The sequence below is a fragment of the Actinomadura sp. WMMB 499 genome, from assembly GCF_008824145.1.
GTDB lineage: Bacteria > Actinomycetota > Actinomycetes > Streptosporangiales > Streptosporangiaceae > Spirillospora.
Genome location: NZ_CP044407.1, coordinates 7593847 through 7612155, shown reverse-complemented (window position 1 = coordinate 7612155; position 18309 = coordinate 7593847). Strand labels below are relative to the sequence as shown.

General features: G+C 75.5%; 15 protein-coding genes. 10 read left to right on the top strand and 5 right to left on the bottom strand.

Features of this window, described 5'->3' with window-relative positions; translation table 11 throughout:
• Positions 1–2: 2 nt before the first annotated feature.
• Entirely contained in the window at positions 3–1154 is a 1152-nt protein-coding gene (locus F7P10_RS34590) for a cell wall metabolism sensor histidine kinase WalK (protein WP_176611777.1), read from the bottom strand.
• Positions 1155–1356: 202 nt separating this feature from the next.
• Between F7P10_RS34590 and F7P10_RS34585 the strand changes: the two genes are divergently transcribed.
• On the top strand, positions 1357–1662 hold the full coding sequence (locus F7P10_RS34585; protein WP_151015978.1) for a hypothetical protein: 306 nt from the start codon (positions 1357–1359) through the stop codon (positions 1660–1662).
• A gap of 164 nt (positions 1663–1826) precedes the next feature.
• Here the strand turns inward: F7P10_RS34585 and F7P10_RS34580 are convergent, their stop codons facing one another.
• Together F7P10_RS34580 and F7P10_RS34575 are read right to left on the bottom strand one after the other, a co-directional pair.
• Positions 1827–3092, bottom strand: a complete 1266-nt coding sequence (locus tag F7P10_RS34580; RefSeq protein ID WP_151015976.1) for an extracellular solute-binding protein — start codon at positions 3090–3092, stop codon at positions 1827–1829.
• A gap of 457 nt (positions 3093–3549) precedes the next feature.
• Positions 3550–3903, bottom strand: a complete 354-nt coding sequence (locus tag F7P10_RS34575; protein ID WP_151015974.1) for a hypothetical protein — start codon at positions 3901–3903, stop codon at positions 3550–3552.
• 295 nt (positions 3904–4198) lie between these two features.
• On the opposite strand from F7P10_RS34575, the gene F7P10_RS34570 reads away from it, so the two are divergent.
• On the top strand, positions 4199–5806 hold the full coding sequence (locus F7P10_RS34570; protein ID WP_151015972.1) for a PucR family transcriptional regulator ligand-binding domain-containing protein: 1608 nt from the start codon (positions 4199–4201) through the stop codon (positions 5804–5806).
• A gap of 10 nt (positions 5807–5816) precedes the next feature.
• Here the strand turns inward: F7P10_RS34570 and F7P10_RS34565 are convergent, their stop codons facing one another.
• Positions 5817–6662 carry a TrmB family transcriptional regulator gene (locus F7P10_RS34565; RefSeq protein ID WP_151015970.1) on the bottom strand — a complete coding sequence of 282 codons (846 nt, stop codon included), beginning with the start codon at positions 6660–6662 and terminating at the stop codon, positions 5817–5819.
• Positions 6663–6698: 36 nt separating this feature from the next.
• Between F7P10_RS34565 and F7P10_RS34560 the strand changes: the two genes are divergently transcribed.
• Positions 6699–7358 (top strand): trans-aconitate 2-methyltransferase, encoded by a 660-nt coding sequence (locus F7P10_RS34560; protein WP_151015968.1) that lies wholly within the window; start codon positions 6699–6701, stop codon positions 7356–7358.
• 402 nt (positions 7359–7760) lie between these two features.
• Here F7P10_RS34560 and F7P10_RS34555 read toward each other — a convergent pair whose 3' ends face one another.
• Positions 7761–8291, bottom strand: coding sequence for a YafY family protein (locus tag F7P10_RS34555; protein WP_151015966.1), 531 nt, complete (start codon positions 8289–8291; stop codon positions 7761–7763).
• A gap of 165 nt (positions 8292–8456) precedes the next feature.
• On the opposite strand from F7P10_RS34555, the gene F7P10_RS34550 reads away from it, so the two are divergent.
• The 7 genes from F7P10_RS34550 to F7P10_RS34520 all read left to right on the top strand — a co-directional run bounded on the left by F7P10_RS34550 (position 8457) and on the right by F7P10_RS34520 (position 18196).
• A complete protein-coding gene (locus F7P10_RS34550) occupies positions 8457–9689 on the top strand; it encodes a hypothetical protein (RefSeq protein ID WP_151015964.1) in 1233 nt (410 codons plus the stop codon).
• Positions 9690–9751: 62 nt separating this feature from the next.
• Positions 9752–12187, top strand: coding sequence for a serine/threonine-protein kinase (locus F7P10_RS34545; protein ID WP_151015962.1), 2436 nt, complete (start codon positions 9752–9754; stop codon positions 12185–12187).
• A 55-nt stretch (positions 12188–12242) separates the two neighbouring features.
• Complete coding sequence (locus F7P10_RS34540) at positions 12243–13487, top strand: protein phosphatase 2C domain-containing protein (RefSeq protein ID WP_254716171.1); 1245 nt, start codon at positions 12243–12245, stop codon at positions 13485–13487.
• On the top strand, positions 13484–14830 hold the full coding sequence (locus tag F7P10_RS34535) for a VWA domain-containing protein (protein WP_151015960.1): 1347 nt from the start codon (positions 13484–13486) through the stop codon (positions 14828–14830). The genes F7P10_RS34540 and F7P10_RS34535 overlap by 4 nt, the downstream gene beginning before the upstream one ends.
• Positions 14831–14832: 2 nt before the next feature.
• Complete coding sequence (locus F7P10_RS45185) at positions 14833–15663, top strand: FHA domain-containing protein (RefSeq protein ID WP_151015958.1); 831 nt, start codon at positions 14833–14835, stop codon at positions 15661–15663.
• Positions 15660–17216, top strand: a complete 1557-nt coding sequence (locus F7P10_RS34525; RefSeq protein WP_254716169.1) for a hypothetical protein — start codon at positions 15660–15662, stop codon at positions 17214–17216. Before F7P10_RS45185 ends, F7P10_RS34525 begins: the two co-directional genes overlap by 4 nt.
• Positions 17217–17227: 11 nt before the next feature.
• Positions 17228–18196: a glutamate ABC transporter substrate-binding protein gene (locus F7P10_RS34520; protein WP_151015956.1), complete on the top strand. Its 969-nt coding sequence runs from the start codon at positions 17228–17230 to the stop codon at positions 18194–18196.
• The last annotated feature ends 113 nt before the right edge of the window (positions 18197–18309 follow it).

Here is an 18309-nt window from a genome sequence, read left to right as displayed (position 1 = left end):
GCTCAGTCTCCACGGCCGGTGGGTCGCGGCTCGATGAGCGGGAGCCGCAGGACCAACCGGGCACCGCGGGCGGGGCCCCCGGAACCGCGGGTGCCGTCCGGCGCGGCCGTCCCGTCCGTGCGGGTGACGGCGTCGCCGTCGACGGAGCCGCCGGTGACGGCGTCGGCGGCGTAGAGGTGGCCGCCGTGCGACACCGCCGTGGCCCGGGCGACCGCCAGGCCGAGGCCGCTGCCGCCGTCGGCCCGGCTGCGGGCGCTGTCCAGCCGGGTGAAGCGCTCGAAGACGCGGTCGCGGTCGGCGGGCGGGATGCCGGGGCCGTCGTCGCGGACCTCGACGACCGCCTCCCCGCCGTCCCGGCGCACCTCGACCTCGATGAGCCCGATCGCGTGCCGTTCCGCGTTGGCGAGCAGGTTCACCAGGAGCCGTCCGAGCCGGATCGGGTTGCCCTCGACCAGGACGCCGGTCTCCACCTTCGCGGTCAGCGCGACCGGCGAGGCGCGGACGGCGAGTTCGCCCTCCACCAGCGCTCCGATGTCGAGCGGCTCGCGGGCGGGCTCCTCGCCGGCGTCCAGGCGGGCCAGCGCGAGGAGGTCGTCGACGATCCGGTGCAGCCGCTCGACGTCCCGCAGGGCGCCCTCGAGGGTCTCCGGGATCTCGGCCTCGCCGGGGGCGGCCAGCGCCAGCTCGATGCGGGTGCGCAGGCCGGCCAGCGGGGTGCGCAGCTCGTGCGAGGCGTCCGCGATGAACGTGCGCCGCTGCAGGGACGAGCGTTCCAGGCGGTCGAGGACGCCGTTGACCCGCGCGGCCAGCCGGGCGTCGGCGCCGCCGGTCGGCGGCACGCTCACCCGGCGGGAGGCGTCCGCCGTCTCGAGGATCTCCCTCATCTGCGCCTCGGCCTCGGCCAGGGGACGCAGCGCGCGCCGCGCCGCGCGGTGGGCGGACCATGCGGTGAGGACGAGCGCGACGGCGAAGACCGCGGCCATGACGGGTGCGAGGACGCTCCAGTCCGCGTCCGCGAACGCGTGCAGGACGAGCGCCGCCGCGGCCGTCGTGAGCAGCAGCGGCGGTGCCGTCGACGCCAGCGCGCCCGCCGTCGAGCGGGCCGGTGCGGAACGCGGCGGGTGCATCCGACCCTGGGCTTTCCGGACCGCCATGTCTCCTTTGTACGTATTACAGGGCAAAGGAGACACGCATCGACCGTATGGGCCGGGCTGATCTTCTACCGGCCCGCCGACCGTGCGGCCGGCGGTCGGCACCAGAGGCTTTGCCGCCCTTTTCACCTTCACTAGCAGCGATAACACACTCCCCGGCCTATAAAGGAGTGACGTGAAGCCGACTCCCGCGAGGGGATGGAACATGGGCCAGGCGGGCAACCCGACGTTCGACCCGGCGCCGCTGAGCACAGCGCAGCGCATGGGCGACGCCTGCATCGCCTGCGGCAAGAAGTGGCCCCGGCCGCGCGTCCGCGTCGGCCGCCTGCCGGATTCGACCGGGGTGTTCGCGTGCGACGACTGCGCACCCGCCCCGCCGGTACCCCGCCCGCGGCGGGGCCCGCGGAAATCGCGCTCCACGCACGCCGGATCGGTCGGAGAGCCGAACCCGGCGCAGGTGACGGCCCGGCACGCCGCCGTCGCCATGGAGTCTCTCCAGGGAGAAGGGTGACCCGGGCCTTCGGGGGGAAGCCCGGGACCACCCGAGAGGCGCGCCCGGCTGGGGGCGGTCGGGCGCGCCGGAGAGACCCCTTCCCGCGGGCCCGCTGACCCGCGGGCCTCATCGCGCGCCTTTCCGCGTCCGCGCGCCGACTCGTTCGCCCTACAGCTTCCGCCCTACAGCTTCGTCGACTCGATCCAGGTCCGCGTCCAGTCCGCGTAGCTGGTGCACTTGGCCTCGCCCGGCTTCTCCTCCGCGTCCTCGCCCGGCTTCCGGCCGCAGTCCGCGCGCGGCGTGTGCGCGAAGATCACGCTCTCCAGGTAGTCGCGGTCGCCGACGCGGTAGGCGCTGCAGAAGCCCGGCCGCAGCCGGTCGCCGGAGCACGCCTGCGGGTTGGCGGGGGCGACGCCCGTCCACTCGGCCACCTGCTGCTGCACGTCCGCGGACGCCGTCCACTGCAGCCACTGGTACATGCAGTTCGGGTGCTGCGCCCGCGAGCTGATCATCCAGGCGTCCATCCAGCCGGTCACGCCCTCGGCCGGGACGGCGCCGCGGACGGGCTGCGACGCGCGGTTCAGCACGTCCACGTGGTACGGCCACGCCTGGCCCAGCACGGCCCCGCCCGCCGCGAACGCGCTGACGGCGTCGGCGGGCAACTCCCAGTACTCGGCGACGTGCGGGCGCTGCTCCTTCAGGACGCGCCCGGCCGCGGCGAGCTGCTCGGGGGTCAGCGAGTACGGGTCCGCGACGTCGAGATCGGGTTCGGCGCCCTTGAGGTACAGGGCGGCCTCCGCGATCGACAGCGGGCTGTCGCGCATGACCAGCTCGCCCGAGTACCGGCGGGCCTGATCGGGGTCGAAGAGGGCCGCCCAGCTCGACGGCTGGAGCACCGAGCGCGCGTCGTGGACCAGCAGGTTCGAACCCCACACGTACGGGACGCCGAAGTACCGGTCGTCCCGTTCGAGCAGGCCGCGCAGCGTCGGCTCGAGCTTCTTGTAACCGTCGACGAGGTCGGTGTTCACCGGGACGACCTGGTTCTCGGCGATGAGCCGGCCGGCGACCTCGGGCGGCGCGGCGACCCCGTCGTAGTGCCGGCCGCCGTCGCGCATCAGGTCGGCCATCTCGTGCGGGGTCGTGACCACCTTCCAGCCGATCTTGCAGCCGGTGCGCTCCTCGAACGGAGTGACCCAGTCGACGCGCGGGTCGTTGCCGCCGTTCTCGATGTAGCCCGGCAGCGTCACGAGGTTGAGGACGCCCTCGCCCGGGCCCAGCGTGCTCGCCACCTTGGCGACACCGACCCGGCCCGGCTCGTCCTCACCGCCGCTGCACGCGACGAGGCCCGCGGCGCCCAGCACCGCGGTCGTCCCCAGGGCCGCCAGCACCTTGGCGCGCACCCCGTCCAGCAGGCGCGTGTTCGTCAGGCGCGTGCCCGTCAGCCGCATGTCGCTCCCAGCTCGCTTCGCGGGTCCGCTCCCCCGGATTCGCGAACGTCCCCGTCGGCGCAGCGTAGCGCCTCCGCGGCGGCGGGGCGGCGGGTCCGCGCCGCGACCGGCGTGTACGGGCGCGCCCGGCCGCCCTTTTCCTCGACCGGACGGCGCCCGGCGAAAATATCGCCATTCGTTCGCCGCCCGAACCGGCGGCACGCTTTTCCGCCGACCGGAACAACGCGCCGCACGCAGCCCGCGGCGGCACGCGCCGAGCCGTTACCGGCGACGACCATTCACCGCCATTCTCCGGCATCGTTTCCGCGGCGCCGGCGGCGGACCGCCACGGCCCCGGGAGGCGGCGGGTGCCGGCGTCCGCGCCCTACCCGGAGGTCCGCGAGGGGGTACGGCGCGGCCGCCGCCCTGTCCGGGGCCGTGGCGGCACCGGCGGGCGCGGCGAGGTGGGGAACAGCGGTCAACCTGCGGTGCTGCCTGGCCACGCGATCGCCGGCGCCCGGCGGAACGGCGACGGTGTGATGCCCTCGAGCCGGAGGAGGTTCGAGGGACGCCGCGCGTCCCGCCGGGTGTCGGTGGTGGGGAACGACGGTCTGCGGCCGTCGCCCTGCGGGGGCCGCCACGGGGCCCGGCGGATCATCTCGATCCGGGCGATCAAGGCCTGCGGGGTGTCGGCTTCCAGGAAGTCGCCGACGTCCAGTTCGCGGGGCGGCAGCGCCCACCAGCGGCGGGTGAACGGACCGAACCAGAAGGTCCAGCCCGGAAAGCGCCGTCCGAGCGCGTCGACCTCTGCGGCATGGTCGTCTGCGGTCATTGCGCGGCTCCCTGCGCCGGCCCGCGGTCTCGGTCGCCACCGGGCCCTGACTTTCATTTTCGCCCCAATTAATTGGGACAGTCAGATTGTGTCGCCGGACACAGAACGAGTCAATGGAAGTTGCTATTATTCGCCGCCGCGCCGCGCGCGTAAGAAGGCGACGGAAAGCCCGCGGACGCCCTCCCCGCCGAGTGTCGGAGGTCCCGGCCGCGCCCGCCGCGAGGGCCGCGACTCCCGACACCGTGTAAGGCGGCGATCAGGTCCGCTTGACATTGTGCCCGGTAGCATCGGGGTGATGCTGCCCACTCTCGACGACGTGCTCCGGCTCGACGCGGTCCGCCGCTGCCGGCCGCACGTCGTCGCGGGCGCCGACCGCACCGGCGGCCGCGTCCGCTGGGTGCACGTCGCCGAGGTCACCGACATCGCCCACCTGCTGCGCGGCGGCGAGCTGGTGCTCACCACCGGCATCGCGCTGCCCGACGACCCGGCCCGGCTGCGCGCCTACGTCGCCGACCTCGCCGAGGTCGGGGTGAGCGGACTGATGATCGAGCTGGGCCGCCGGTACGCCACCGCACTGCCCGGGCCGCTGCTCGCCGCCGCCGAACGGCACGGCCTCCCGGTGATCGTGCTCGCGCACGAACCCGTGTTCGTCGACATCACCGAGGCCGTGCACGCGCGGATCGTCCAGGAGCAGTTCGCGGAGCTGCGCGAGTCGGAGCGGCTGCACGAGATCTTCACCCGGCTGTCGGTCGAGGGCGCCTCCACCGACGAGGTCGTCCGGCGGGTCGCCGCGCTCGCCGGGCACCCGGTCGTCCTGGAGAACCTGTCGCACCGGGTGCTGGCCGCGGACGCGGGCGGCGCCGACCCCGCGCAGGTGCTCGCGGCGTGGGAGGCCCGGTCGCGCGCCGTCCGGCCCGGCGTCCGCACCGGCTACGACGACACGTCAGGCTGGCTGGCGACCATGGTGGGGGCGCGCGGCGAGGACTGGGGACGGCTGATCATCGTCCTCGGGTCGCCGCCGACGCCGCGCGAGACCGTCCTGATCGAGCGCGCCGCGACCACCCTCGCGCTGGGCCGGCTGCTCGACCGGCACGCCGAGAGCCTCGAGCGGCAGGCGCACGGCACGGTCATCGCCCGCGTCATCGCGCACGCGCACTCCGATCCGCAGGAGGCCGCCGCCCGCGCCCGCGCCCTCGGGGTGCCGCTGACCGGGCGCCGGCTGTTCGGCGCGGTGCTGCGGCAGCGCGGCGCCGCCGGGTCCGCGCCGCCCGTCGGGGAGCTGTCCCAGCTCGCCGAGACCGCCGCGGCCGCCTGCCGGCAGGCCCGGCTCGCCGCGCTCGTCGGCGTCCTGGACGAGGGCGGCCCGCACGCCCGCGTCGGCGTGCTGGCGTCGCTGCCCGCGCGCGCCGACGCCGAGACCGTGCTCACCGAGGTCGCCGCGCTGCTGCGCAAGCAGTCGGTGCACGACGGCGTGCTCGCCGCCGGGTCCGTCGTCGAGACCGTCCGCGACGTCCGCCGCTCCTTCCTGGAGGCCGAGCAGGTCGCCGACGTCGCGGCCCGCGGTCCGGGCGACCGCCCCTTCTACCGGCTGCCCGACCTGCGCCTGCGCGGCCTCCTGCACCTGCTGCGCGACGACGCCCGCGTGCAGACGTTCGCCGAGCGGGAGCTCGGCCCGCTGCTGCGGCACGACGCCCGGCGCGGCACCGACCTCACCCGCATCCTGGAGCTCTACCTGGAGTCGGGCCGCAACAAGGCGGAGGCCGCCCAGCGCGCCCACCTGTCGCGCCCGGCGCTCTACGAGCGGCTCCGCCGCATCGAACGCGTCCTCGACACCGACCTCGACGACGTGGAGTCCTGCGTCTCCCTGCACGTCGCGCTGCTCGCGCTCGGTTCCGTCCGCTGAACCCGGCGCGTCACCGGCGCCCGAGGAGGCGCAGCAGGTCGGGGTCGGTGGCGAACAGCCGGTCCAGCTCGGCGGCGCCGACCCGGTCGGCGAGGATCTGCAGCGCGATGTCCTGCCGCACGTACTCGGCGGCCATCAGCGCGACCGCCGGGTCGGCGGTGTAGATGCCCCACGCCGCGCCCTCGGCGAAGCCGCCGACCACGGCCTCGCGCCGGTCCCCGACGACCACGATCAGCCGGTAGCCGAGGTCCTCGAGGACGGCCTCGGGCGCCGAGTACCGATGCCGGTGGATTCGCGCGCCCGTGTCCGGCGCGGTGTCCCCGCCGAACGCGGTGTCCTCGCCGAACGCGACGACCGAGACGTCCGCGCCCCGTCCGGCGGCCTCCTCGACGGGGCCGCGCAGCCGCCGCATCTCCTCGGGCCAGATCGAGACGAACAGGTCGCGGCGGGCCGCCGCGACGACGTCCCCGGCGCGGTCGAGCATCGCCTCGGCGTCCTTGAGCCCGTGGATCGGCGGCGCCTCGGGCGCGGCGGCGACGGCGGGCAGCGCCGTCCGCAGCGCCGCGACCGAGCCGTCGAACTCGCGGCGCATCCGGTCCAGCAGCGACTCCGGCGGCAGCGGCAGGTACTCGGTGCCGTCGGAGGAGCCGCGCACCTCGTACGCGGCGCCGCGCGCCACGAGCTTGCCCAGCGTCTCGTACACGGTGCTGCGCGGGACCCCGGACCGCTTGGCGACCTCGTACCCGTTGACCGGCCGTCCCGCCGCGACGAGCGCCACGTACGCCTTGGCCTCGTACCCCGACATGCCCAGCCGCCGGAGGTGCTCCAGGACGTCGCGCGTGCTCACCGCCGTCATGCTACGCGCGCCCGGCCCCGCTGGCATGATCGCCGCATGACGCGCCGCTTGGACGACGCCGAACTGGAGGCGTCCCCGGTCGTGGCGAACATCGCCATGAACCGCGAACGCACCCTCGCCTCCTACCGCCGCGAACTCGGCGTCGATCCGCTCGCCGAGGCCGGAACGGGCCACTGGCTCGACCTGTGCTGCGGGACGGGCCGCGCGCTCGTCGACGCCGCCGGGGAGTCCGCGGACGTCCGGATCACCGGCGTCGATCTCGTCGGCCACTTCCTCCCCGGCGTGCCGCCGCCGAACGTCCGGCTCGTCGTGGCCTCGGTGACCGTGTGGGAGCCGGCGGCGCCCGCCGACCTCATCACGTGCGTGCACGGCCTGCACTACGTGGGCGACAAGCTCGGGCTGCTGGCGCGGGCCGCGTCGTGGCTGACCGGGGACGGCCTGCTGGTCGCCGACTTCGACCCGCGGTCGGTGCGGCTCGCCGGCGGCTCCCCCGCCGGACGGCCGGCGGCGGCCGCGCTCCGCCGCGCGGGCTTCGCCCTCGACACCCGGCGCCACCGGATCACGCTGCGCGGCCGCCGCGAGATCACCTTGCCGTACCGGTACCTGGGCGCCGACGACCGCGCCGGGCCGAACTACACCGGCCAGCCCGCCGTCGACTCGTACTACGCCCCCGAACCGGTCGAAGGCGAGCGCTGACCCGAACCGTCCGGGACGTACCGAGCGGCCGCCCCCTCCAGGACGACCGGACGTGCGAGCCACTCTCGGAACGACCGAAGGCGGAGCGGTCCGAGGCCGCGCGGGCGGCGGCCCCGCCGGACCGTCGGGCGGCCCAGCGGACGCGCGGACCGGGGACGTTCATGGTGGTCCGGCCGACGCGAGCGGCCGAGCCACCCGCCCTGTCGATAGCGGGGTGCACGCGCGGCCCGCCCGGGCCGCTTGTGGCAGGCCGGGCAAGCCGAATCCGAGGTCGCACCGACCGAGAACCTCCGCGACGGTCCTCCGCCGATAGCGGGGTGCACGCGCGGCCCGCCCGGGCCGCTTGTGGCGGGCCGGGCGGGCGGGGGCGGCGGACGTGGAGCGGTCGGATGCGCGGTGCGGTCAGGTCGTCGCGGTGTGCGCCGGACCTCCGGCGTGCACGGCCTTGCGGCGCTGGAAGGGCAGGTAGCGGTCGGCCCGGCGCGGACGGGCGGGCATGCCGGTGGACTCGACGGCGAGGATGCGATCGAAGCGGAAGGCGCGGACGCCGCGCCGCATCCGGCACCAGCCGACGAGGTACCAGTGGTCGCGGTGGACGAGCGTGGTGACCGGCTCGACCTCGCGGATCGTGACGTTGGCGCCGGAGTCGCCGTAGCAGAGGCGGACGACCCGGTGCTCGCTGATGGCGGCGGCGACCACGCGGGCGCGGTCGGCCGTGGAGGCGTCCAGGGACGCGGTGAGGGTGGTCAGCGTGGCGCCGGCCACGTCGTCGTGGGGGACGGTGTCCAGGAGGGTGCGCAGGGCCCGGCGCGCGGTCGCGGCCTGCGGGCCGGCGCCCAGGTGCGCGAGGGAGAGCGCGAGGGCGGCGATCTCCGCGGCGGAGAGCGCGGTCAGGGTGGGGGCGGTCCTGCGGTGCGTCGCAACGTTCGCCATGGTTCGATAATACGTTCGAACACTGACATTTTGGAGGCCTCGGGCGCCCCGCGAGCTTGATCCTTCGCGATCCTTGAGCCGCGGGGCGAGGATGGGGAAAACTGGCTTCAAAATTGCACGATCCGGGGGATGGCAGGGCGAACATGGGCGAGCCGTGGACTCGCGTTGGGTGAGCCGACGCGCCTGCCGATGAGCCGCGACGAGGTCGACCGGACGCTGGCGCATCTGCGGGACGAGAGGGAGCGCATCGGCTCGTCCCTCCTCGAACTGGAGGCGAACCAGGGGTACCAGCTGCTGGAGGGCGCGACGCCGCACGGGGAGACGCGACGCGTCCAGTCCGACGTGCGCTCCCGCGTGGAGTCGCTGTGGACGCTGTTCGACCTGTACCGCCGCGCCGTCGCCGAGGCGGAGGAGGTCCGTGCCCGGCCCGGCAGGCTCGGGCACTGGCGGCTGGCGGAGCTCACCCGGCTGCTGTCGGGCCCGTCGATCGAGCTGCCCGCCGCCGAGGTGCCGCTCGAACGCCGGGCGCTGCTGCACGTCCCGTCCGGTGAACGGCTGACGCTGCGCGCGGCCGTCGCGCGCATGACCGCCCTGTACGAGGAGACCGTGCGGGCCGTGGGCGGGCTGGAGCGGGTCTGGTCGGCGCTGCTGTCGCGGCTCGCGGAGATCGAGGCGGCGCGGCGCGCGGCGACCGAGGCGCTGGCGGCGCTCGGCGGGACGGACCCGGAGCTGGACCGGCTCGGCGCGGGCCTCGACGCGGTCGCCGCGGAGGTCCGCGGCGACCCGCTCGCGCTCGCGCCCGGCGGCCGCCCCGACACCTCCCGCCTGGACGAGCTGCGCGGCGGGTTCGCGGACGCGCGGCGTCGGCTGGAGGCGGCGGCGCTGCTCCGCGACGGGTACGCCGAGCGGGTCCGGGGCGTCGCGCGGACACTCGACCGGGTGCGGGAGGCGGAGGCGGAGGCGCGCCGGGTCCGGGACTCGGTCACGGCGCGGATCGCCGGGCCGGTGCCGCCCGCGCGGCCGGAGGCGTCGCCCGCGCTCGCCGACCGGCTGGCCGCTCTCGACCGCGACGCCCGGAGCGGCGGCGACTGGACGGAGCGGGCCCGGCGGATCGACGACCTGGAGCACGCGGCGGACGAGGCCCTGCGGGCCGCGCGGGACGCGGTCGAGGTCGTCCGGGGCCTGCTGGAGCGGCGCGACGAGTTGCGCGGCCGGCTGGACGCCTACCGCGTGAAGGCCGCCCGGCTGGGCCTCTCCGAGGACGAAGCCACGACCGGACTGTACGAGAAGGCGCGCGCGCTGCTGTGGACGTCCCCCTGCGATCTCCGTGAGGCCACCGTGGCCCTGTCGGAGTACCAGCGGGCCGTCGCCGCGCGGGAGAAGGGAGCGGACGGATGAGCCGGTGCACGCAGCCGGGATGCGCGGGAACCGTCGAGGGCGGGTTCTGCGTCATATGCGGCATGGCCGCACCCTCCAGCCCATCGGGACCCTCCGCCCCCGACGCCTGTGCCCAGGCCGGCTGCGGCGGGACGATCGACGGCGGCTTCTGCGCCACGTGCGGGTCGCCGCCGGGCCCGAGCGGCGCCGGGACGCCGGGCACGCCGAACGCCGCGGGCGGTGCGAGCGCTCCGGGCGGCGCGGGCGGCGCGGGCGCTCCGGGCGGCGCGTGCGACAAGCCCGGCTGCGGCGGGACGATCGACGACGGTTTCTGCGACGTCTGCGGCGAGGCCCCGTCGCCCCCGTCCGCGACCGCGGCGACCGGGCCGTCCGGGGCTCGGTCGCTGAGCCTGGGCGGCAGCCGGTCGGGCAGCGTGGGCACCGGACGGACCGGCAGCGCGCGCACCGGCGCGTCCCGGCCGTCGACCGGCGTCGGCGGGCTGGGCGCGGGCCTGATCAACGTGCCGCGCATCGAGCCCCTGAACCCGTCCGCCGCGGTGCTGCGCGACCCGAAGGTCGCCGAGACCAAGCGGTACTGCGGCCACTGCGACGAGCCGGTGGGCCGCAGCCGGGGCGGGCAGCCCGGGCGGACCGAGGGGTTCTGCCCGAAGTGCGGCACCGGGTTCGCGTTCACCCCGAAGCTGGCGCCCGGCGACCTCGTCGGCGGGCAGTACGCCGTGCTCGGCTGCCTCGCGCACGGCGGTCTCGGCTGGATCTACCTCGCCAGGGACAAGAACGTCAGCGACCGGTGGGTGGTGCTGAAGGGCCTGCTGAACAGCGGGGACGCCGACGCCCAGGCCGCGGCGGCGGCCGAGCGGGCGTTCCTCGCGGAGGTCGAGCACCCCAACATCGTCAAGATCTACAACTTCGTGCAGCACGACGGCGACGGCTACATCGTCATGGAGTACGTCGGCGGCCGGTCGCTCAAGGAGATCCTGCTGCAGCGGCGCGACGAGGGCGCGGACGCGCTGCCCGTCGCGCAGGCCATCGCGTACGGGCTCGAGGTGCTGCGGGCGTTCGGCTACCTGCACGCCCGCGGCCTCGTGTACTGCGACTTCAAGCCCGACAACGTCATCCAGTTCGAGGAGCAGCTGAGGCTGATCGACCTCGGCGGGGTGCGGCGGCTGGACGATCCGGACGGCGCCATCTACGGCACCCCCGGCTACCAGGCGCCCGAGATCGCCGACGTGGGCCCGTCGGTGAGTTCCGACCTCTACACCGTCGGCCGCACCCTGGCCGTGCTGAGCTTCCCCTTCAAGGGCTACACCTCCCGGTTCCGGGAGAGTCTCCCGCCCCGGTCGGACGTGCCGGTCCTGGCGCGGCACGAGTCGTTCGACCGCTTCCTCCGCCGCGCGACGCACCAGGACCCGGACGAACGCTTCCAGGACGCGGCGGAGATGGCCGACCAGCTCACCGGCGTCCTGCGGGAGGTGCTGGCCACCGAGGACGGCCGGCCGCGCCCCGCGCCGTCGGCGCTGTTCGGCCCCGAGCGGTTCGCGGCACGGGCCGCGGGCGACGACGCGAACGCCTCGGCGCTGCCGCCCGTCCCGCCCGCTACGGCCGCCGCGGCGCTGCCCGTCCCGCTGGTGGACGCCGGGGACCCCGCCGCGGGGTTCCTCGCGGGCCTCACCTCGCTGGAGCCCCGGCAGCTCGAAGCGACCGTGGCCGGTGCGCCGCAGCGGACGCCGGAGGTGCGGCTGACCCTCGCCCGGGTCAAGATCGAGCTGGGCGAGTACGAGGAGGCCGGGCGGCTGCTGGACGAGTCCGACGCCGACCAGCCGGGCGACTGGCGGGTCGAGTGGTTCCGGACCGTCGCGCTGCTCGCCCGCGGCCGGGCCACCGAGGCCGAGCCGCGCTTCGACCGGCTGTACGACCTGCTGCCGGGCGAGGCCGCGCCGAAGCTGGCGCTCGCCCGCTGCCGCGAGGAGAGCGCTCCGGGCGAGGCCGCGCGCCTGTACGAGCTGGTGTGGCGCACCGACGACGCGTACATCAACGCGGCGTTCGGGCTCGCCCGGGTGCGGTTCGCGAGCGGCGACCGCGCCGGTGCGATCAGCGCGCTGGACTCGGTGCCCGAGTCGTCGATCCGGCGCACTTCCGCGCAGGTCGCGGCGGTCACGACCGCGGTGCGCTCGCGGCCCGCGGCCGAGCTGACGGCGGCGGACCTGCTCGCCGCCGGGCAACGGCTCGGCCGGCTCGGCCCGGACGCCCTGGACGTCCGGCGGCGCGACCGGCTCACCGCCGAGATCCTGGAGGCGGCGCTCGACTGGCTGCTCATCGGGCCGGGCCGGGCCGACGAGGCGCGCGGCGCGGCGCTGCTCGGCGCGACGCTGAGCGAGGCGCCGCTGCGCCGCCATCTGGAGGGCGCCTACCGGCGGCTGGCGAAGGTCGCACCGGACCGGGACGAGTCCCGGCGGCTCGTCGACGCCGCCAACGCCGTCCGTCCGAGGACCTTTCTGTGAGCCGCCTCCCCGGCCCGACCGTCCCACATCCCCCGCTGCAGATACGGACCACGCCGTGACCCACGACGAGACAGGCGCGCGAACAGGCGCCAAGGCAGGCACCAAGGCCGCGGAGCTGTCCTGCCCTGCCTGCGGCGAGATGGTGTACGCGGGCGAGACGTTCTGCGAGGGGTGCGGTCACCGCCTCGGCGACGCCCCGGAGCCGTCCGCCCCCGCCCCCGGCGCGGGCGCGGCGGTTCGCGAGGGCCGTACCTTCCGGACGACCACGGCGTCGCTCGCCCGCCGCCGGGCGGCGACCGCGCCGCCCTGCACCGGATGCGGCGGCTCGGCGATCGACGCCGAGGGCTACTGCGAGAGCTGCGGGCTCCGGCAGCCCGCCGACCGCGACCACGTGGAGGCGACGCTTCCCGAGGGCGCGGGCCCGCTCCTGGTGGCCGGGGTGAGCGACCGCGGCCTGCGCTACAGCCGCAACGAGGACGCGCTCGCCCTCGCCGTCCACGCCGCCGGGGTCGCGGCCGTGGTGTCGGACGGTGTGGGCTCCTCGCAGCGCCCCGAGGAGGCGTCCCGCGCCGCGGCCGACACCGGCGCCGCCGCGCTGGCGTCCCGGCTGGACGCGGGCGAGGACCCGGCGGAGGCCACCCGCGCGGCGGCGCGGGCGGCGGCGCTGGCCGTCGCCGCCCTGGCCTCGTCGGAGGACGACGCGCCGTCGTGCACCTACGTGTCCGCGGTGACGCGGGACGGGACGATCACCGTCGGGTGGGTCGGCGACAGCCGCGCCTACTGGCTGGCCGCCGACGACACCGGTGACGCCGACGCCGGCGGCGACGGCGGCGGCGGCGTGGAGAGCGGTTCCGGCGCGGGCGGATCCGGCGAGGCCGGACCGGTCGGGCTCGCGGCGTCGCGGCGGCTCACCGAGGACGACTCCTGGGCCGCGTTCATGGTCGCGGAGGGCGCGCTGACCGAGGCCGAGGCCGAGGCACATCCGAACGCGCACGTCATCACGGCCTGGCTCGGCGCGGACGCGGGGGACGTCGCCCCGCACGTCGCGACGTTCCGCCCGTCCGGCCCGGGCACGCTGCTGGTCTGCAGCGACGGGCTGTGGAACTACTTCCCCGCCGCCCGGGACCTGCGGGCGCTGCTGCCCGCCGACCCCGCCCCCGACCCCGCCGCCGATCCGCTGGGCACCGCGCGGACGCTGGTGCGGCACGCCCTCGACTCGGGCGGCCGCGACAACATCACCGTCGCCGTGGTCCCCCTCCCCTCCCCCGTCCGTCCCCCGAGCACGGAGCAGCATCGATGAGCGAGCAGCCGCAGTTCACCGTCAAGGTCGACCAGAACCAGTACCTGCCCGAGGGCGGCCGCGAGGTGCACGCCATCGTCTCGGTCGAGGCGAGCGGCGCGGACGCCGCCGGCGGCGCGGCACCCGCCGCCGGGCCCGCCACCCGCGCGTCCGAGGTCATCATCATCGACACGTCCGGCTCGATGTCCTATCCCGAGACCAAGCTGCGGGCCGCCGTCGAGGCGGCGCAGGTCGCGGTGGACACGCTGCGGGACGGTGTCGAGTTCGCGGTCGTGTCCGGCTCGAACGTCGCGTCGATGGTGTTCCCGGCGCGGCAGGAACTCGTTCCGGCCAACGACGAGAACCGCCGGCTGGCCAAGGAGGCGCTCGGCCGGCTGCGCGCGTCCGGCGGCACCGCGATCGGGTCGTGGCTGCGGCAGGCCGACGTGCTGTTCGGCGACCGGGAGGGCATCCGGCACGCGATCCTGCTGACCGACGGCAAGAACCAGCACGAGACGCCCGAGCAGCTCGACGCCGTCCTGTTCCGCTGCGAGGGCCGGTTCATCTGCGACTGCCGCGGCGTCGGCACCGACTGGGAGGTCGCGGAGCTGCGCAAGGTCGCGTCGGCGCTGCTGGGCGGCGTCGACATCGTCCGCGACCCGGCCGGGCTCGTCGCCGACTTCCAGGCGATGACGGAGGCGGCGATGGGCAAGTCGGTCGCGGACGTGGCGCTGCGCCTGCAGACTCCGCAGACGGCGAAGTTGAAGTTCGTCAAGCAGGTCCTGCCGACCGTGGAGGACCTGACCGGGCGCCGCGTCGAGGTGCCGCCGCAGGCCGGCGACTACCCGCTGGGCGCGTGGGGCGAAGAGAGCCGCGACTACCACGTGTGCGTGGAGCTGCCGCCCGGCGAGGTCGGCAAGGTGCTGCGCGCGGTGTGGGTCAAGCTCGTCGTGCCCGGGGCACCGGGCGAGGAGGCGCGGGTCCTCGCGACCGGCAACGTCCTCGCCGAGTGGACCGACGACGAGGCCCGCTCCACCCGGATCAACGACCGGGTCGCGCACTACACCGGCCAGGCCGAGCTGGCCGCCGAGATCCAGCAGGGGCTCGAGGCCCGCGACCGCGGCGACGAGGACACCGCGACGGCGCGGCTCGGCCGGGCGGTCGTCCTCGCCGACGAGGCCGGCAACGAGGAGATCACCTCGCTGCTGCGCAAGGTCGTGGACGTCATCGACCCCGCCACCGGCACCGTCAGGCTGAAGAAAGACGTCGACAAGGGCGACGAGATGGAGCTCAACACCCGCTCCACCAAGACCGTCCGGACCCGGAAGGACGAGACCGTCAACAACCGCGGGCAGAAGGGCTGAGCATGGCGATCTGCCCGAGCGGCCACACCTCGCGGTCGGCGGACTTCTGCGACCTGTGCGGTTCGGCCATCGGCGCCGCACCGTCCGGGGTGCCGGGCGCGGGCGCGTCCGGCACCCCGGACGGGCCGGGCGCGCCGGGCACGCCGGGCCCGTCCGCGGCGGCGGGGCCGAACGGCGGCACGCCCTGCCCCGACTGCGGCCTGCCGGGCACCGACCGGTTCTGCGAGGGCTGCGGCTACGACTTCGTCGCGGGAGGCGGGCGCCCCACCGGCGAGCTGGAGCGTCCACCCGGCGGCCCGGACCCCGCACCGCCCACGCCGTCCACGCCGTCCGCGCCGTCCACGCCGTCCACGCCGTCCGCGCCGTCCACGCCGTCCGCGCCGTCCGCGCCGCTGCCGTCGTCCGGGGTGCCTTCGCAGGCCGAGTGGACGGCCGTCGTCGAGGCCGACCGCGAGTACTTCAACGCCGTCCTCGCCGAGGAGGGGCCCGACTCGGGCTCCCTGGTGTTCCCGCCGTACGCGCCGCGGCGCCGGATCCCGCTGTCGGCCGAGCAGGTCCGCATCGGGCGGCGCAGTTCCACGCAGCCCACGCCGCCCGAGATCGATCTGCGGGAGCCGCCCGAGGACCCGGGCGTCTCCAAGGTCCACGCGGTGCTGCTGGGCAAGTCGGACGGCTCCTGGACGCTCGTCGACCCCGGCTCCACCAACCGCACGTACATGAACGGGTCGATGGACCCGATCCCGCTCAACACGGAGGTTCCGCTGGCCGAGGGAGACCGGATCCACGTGGGCGCCTGGACCACCATCACACTGACCCGAGGTACGACGTCATGACATCCCCTGGACGGACGAACGCGCCACCGGGCCGGGGCGCACCGGACCGGGCGAACGCACCGGACGGCGCGGGCGCGTCGAACCTCCCCGCCCGCGCGGAGCCGCCCGCGCACCCGGCGTCCGCGCGCCGCCTGCTGTCGGCGGCCGTCCCGGCGCCGACCGGCCCGCGACGGCTGCTGCCGCGCACCGCCGCGTCCCGCGTCCGGTGGCTGTCGGCCCTGGCCGTCCTCATCCTGCTGGCGCTGCTCGGGGTCACCGCCGGCACGATCGCGCAGGCCCGCGAGGGGATGCGGGTGATCGGGCACGACGCGGGCCCCCAGGTCGTCGCGACCGGCGACCTGTACTCGCAGCTCACCGACATGGACGCGCAGCTCGCCAACGCCCTGCTCGCGGGCGACTCCGAGCCCGCGGTGCGGGCCGAGGCGCTGGAGCTGTACGACATGAACCGGCTGCGCGCGGGCGAGGCGCTCTTCGAGGCCGCCAGGCTGGCCGACGACCCGACCGAGGAGGACACCGCCCGGGCGCTGCTGGACGCCCTCGCCCGCTACGAGCGGCTCGCCGGGCAGGCGCTGCAGCTGGAGCGGCGGACGCAGCACCAGGCCGGCCCGCCGCCGCAGGAGGTTCTGGACCTCTACCGGGACGCGACCGACCTGATGAAGCTGAACCTGCTGCCGAAGGCCTACAACCTCACGCTGGACAACGGCGCGCTCGTCCGCGGCACGTACGAGGATCAGCGGTCGGCGGTCCGCACCGGACTCGTCTGGGTGATCGCGGTGGGCGTCCTGCTGGTGGCGGCGCTGGTCGCCCTCCAGGTGTTCCTCGCCGTCCGGTTCCGGCGGCTGCTGAACGTTGGGGTGGCGCTGGCGACCGTCGGCACGCTCGCGCTGATCACGGCGAGCGGCCTCATGCTGTGGGGGCAGGCGGAAAGTCTGCGCAAGGCCAAGGAGGACGGGTTCGACTCCATGCTGGCCCTGTCGCGTACCCGCGCCATCAGCAACAACGCCGCCGCCGACCAGACCCGGTACCTGCTCGACCCGGGACGGACCGACACGTACGAGCAGGTCTATCTGAGCAAGTCGCAGACGGTCCTTTACGTGGAGGCAGGCAACCTCGCCGAGTACAACGCGGCCGTGCAGAAGGCCGGATACGTGCCGGGCCGCACCGACTTCCTCGGGTTCCTCGGCACCGAGGGCAACCGGCTGGTCGAGGACCCGGCGACGCAGTCGCGCATCGGCGGCATCTTCGACACCGCGCTCCAGGAGTACCAGCGGTTCCAGCAGCGGGACCACGAGATGCGGCGGCTCGTCGAGAGCGGCGACCGCGCGCAGGCCGTCGCCCGGCGAGGCGAGCTCACCGCCCAGTTCCGGCAGTACGACCAGGCGCTGCAGGAGCTGGAGGAGATCCGCCAGACCGTCTTCGACGAAGCCGTCCAGGACGGTGACGACGGGACGAGCGGCTGGTACGGCGTGCTGCCGATCGCGGGCGCCGCCATCGTCGTGCTCCTGCTCATCGGGGTCTGGCCCCGCCTGTCGGAGTACCGGTGGTCGAAGTGAGAGGACGGACGATGCGGCCCTTCGCGGGCGAGACCGACCGGACGCGCGGGGCACGGCCGGCGCGCGGTGCCGAGCGGGCACGGGAGACCGGCCGGACGCGCGGGCCGCGGCGGACCCGCGGGGCCGGGCGGGCGCGGCGCGCGGGCGCGGCGCTCGCCGGGGCCGCCGCGCTCCTCACCGCCGCCGCCTGCGGCGTCGGCTCGAGCGACGCCGAGTCGGTCGCCGACATGGAGAAGCTGGTCATCGGCGTCAACGGGGACCGGCCCGGCGTCGGCCTGCGGATCGCCGAGTCCGGTGACTACGACGCGTTCGAGGGGTTCGACGTCCGGGTCGCCAAGGAGATCGCCCGCAACCTCGGCGTCAACGCGGCCGACGTGTCGTTCCGCGAGGTGACCTCCGGCAACCGGGAGACACTGCTGGCGAACGGCGACGTCGACCTGGTCGTCGCGGGCTACTCGATCACGCCCGAGCGGAAGCTGAAGGCGGCGTTCGCGGGCCCCTACTACGTCGCTCACCAGGACCTCATGGTGCGCGAGGCCGACGCGGACGCGATCCGGAGCATCCACGACCTGGTGGGCAAGCGGGTGTGCCGGGTGGAGGGGTCGACGTCGTTCCCCCGCATCCACGACGAACAGGGCGTCGCGGCCGTGCCCGTCGACGCGGGCGGCTACGGCGAGTGCCTGCGGCTGCTGACCGAGGGGCGGCTGGACGCGGTGTCCACCGACGACCTCATCCTGGCGGGGCTCGCGCGGCAGGCGGCCGCCGACGGCCACACCATGACGATCGTGAACGCCCCGATCTCGGACGAGCGCTACAGCGTCGGCCTCCGGGCGGACGACGTGGAGGGCTGCGAGGCCGTGAACGAGGCGATCACAAAGATGTACCTGGACGACACGATCCCCATCCATCTGGAGCGGTGGTTCGGAGAGACGGAGCTGGAGCTGTCGAAGGACGTCCCGCAGTTCGAGGGCTGCCAGTGACCTGCGCGGCGCTCCCGGCGGACGCCTCGGGCGGCACCCGGCGCGGGACGAACTTCGCAGGCGTTTCAAGACGGATGAGTCCGTCAGGTCAGTGAGATCAGTCGGTTACGTAA

Bases quoted from the DNA above. Each gene is read 5' to 3' on its own strand.
- F7P10_RS34525 (WP_254716169.1), top strand. From the start codon at position 15,660: ATGACATCCCCTGGACGGACGAACGCGCCACCGGGCCGGGGCGCACCG.
- F7P10_RS34570 (WP_151015972.1), top strand. From the start codon at position 4,199: ATGCTGCCCACTCTCGACGACGTGCTCCGGCTCGACGCGGTCCGCCGC.
- F7P10_RS34590 (WP_176611777.1), bottom strand. From the start codon at position 1,154: ATGGCGGTCCGGAAAGCCCAGGGTCGGATGCACCCGCCGCGTTCCGCA.
- F7P10_RS34520 (WP_151015956.1), top strand. From the start codon at position 17,228: ATGCGGCCCTTCGCGGGCGAGACCGACCGGACGCGCGGGGCACGGCCG.
- F7P10_RS34565 (WP_151015970.1), bottom strand. From the start codon at position 6,662: ATGACGGCGGTGAGCACGCGCGACGTCCTGGAGCACCTCCGGCGGCTG.
- F7P10_RS34535 (WP_151015960.1), top strand. From the start codon at position 13,484: ATGAGCGAGCAGCCGCAGTTCACCGTCAAGGTCGACCAGAACCAGTAC.
- F7P10_RS34560 (WP_151015968.1), top strand. From the start codon at position 6,699: ATGACGCGCCGCTTGGACGACGCCGAACTGGAGGCGTCCCCGGTCGTG.
- F7P10_RS34545 (WP_151015962.1), top strand. From the start codon at position 9,752: ATGGCCGCACCCTCCAGCCCATCGGGACCCTCCGCCCCCGACGCCTGT.
- F7P10_RS45185 (WP_151015958.1), top strand. From the start codon at position 14,833: ATGGCGATCTGCCCGAGCGGCCACACCTCGCGGTCGGCGGACTTCTGC.
- F7P10_RS34575 (WP_151015974.1), bottom strand. From the start codon at position 3,903: ATGACCGCAGACGACCATGCCGCAGAGGTCGACGCGCTCGGACGGCGC.
- F7P10_RS34555 (WP_151015966.1), bottom strand. From the start codon at position 8,291: ATGGCGAACGTTGCGACGCACCGCAGGACCGCCCCCACCCTGACCGCG.
- F7P10_RS34585 (WP_151015978.1), top strand. From the start codon at position 1,357: ATGGGCCAGGCGGGCAACCCGACGTTCGACCCGGCGCCGCTGAGCACA.
- F7P10_RS34580 (WP_151015976.1), bottom strand. From the start codon at position 3,092: ATGCGGCTGACGGGCACGCGCCTGACGAACACGCGCCTGCTGGACGGG.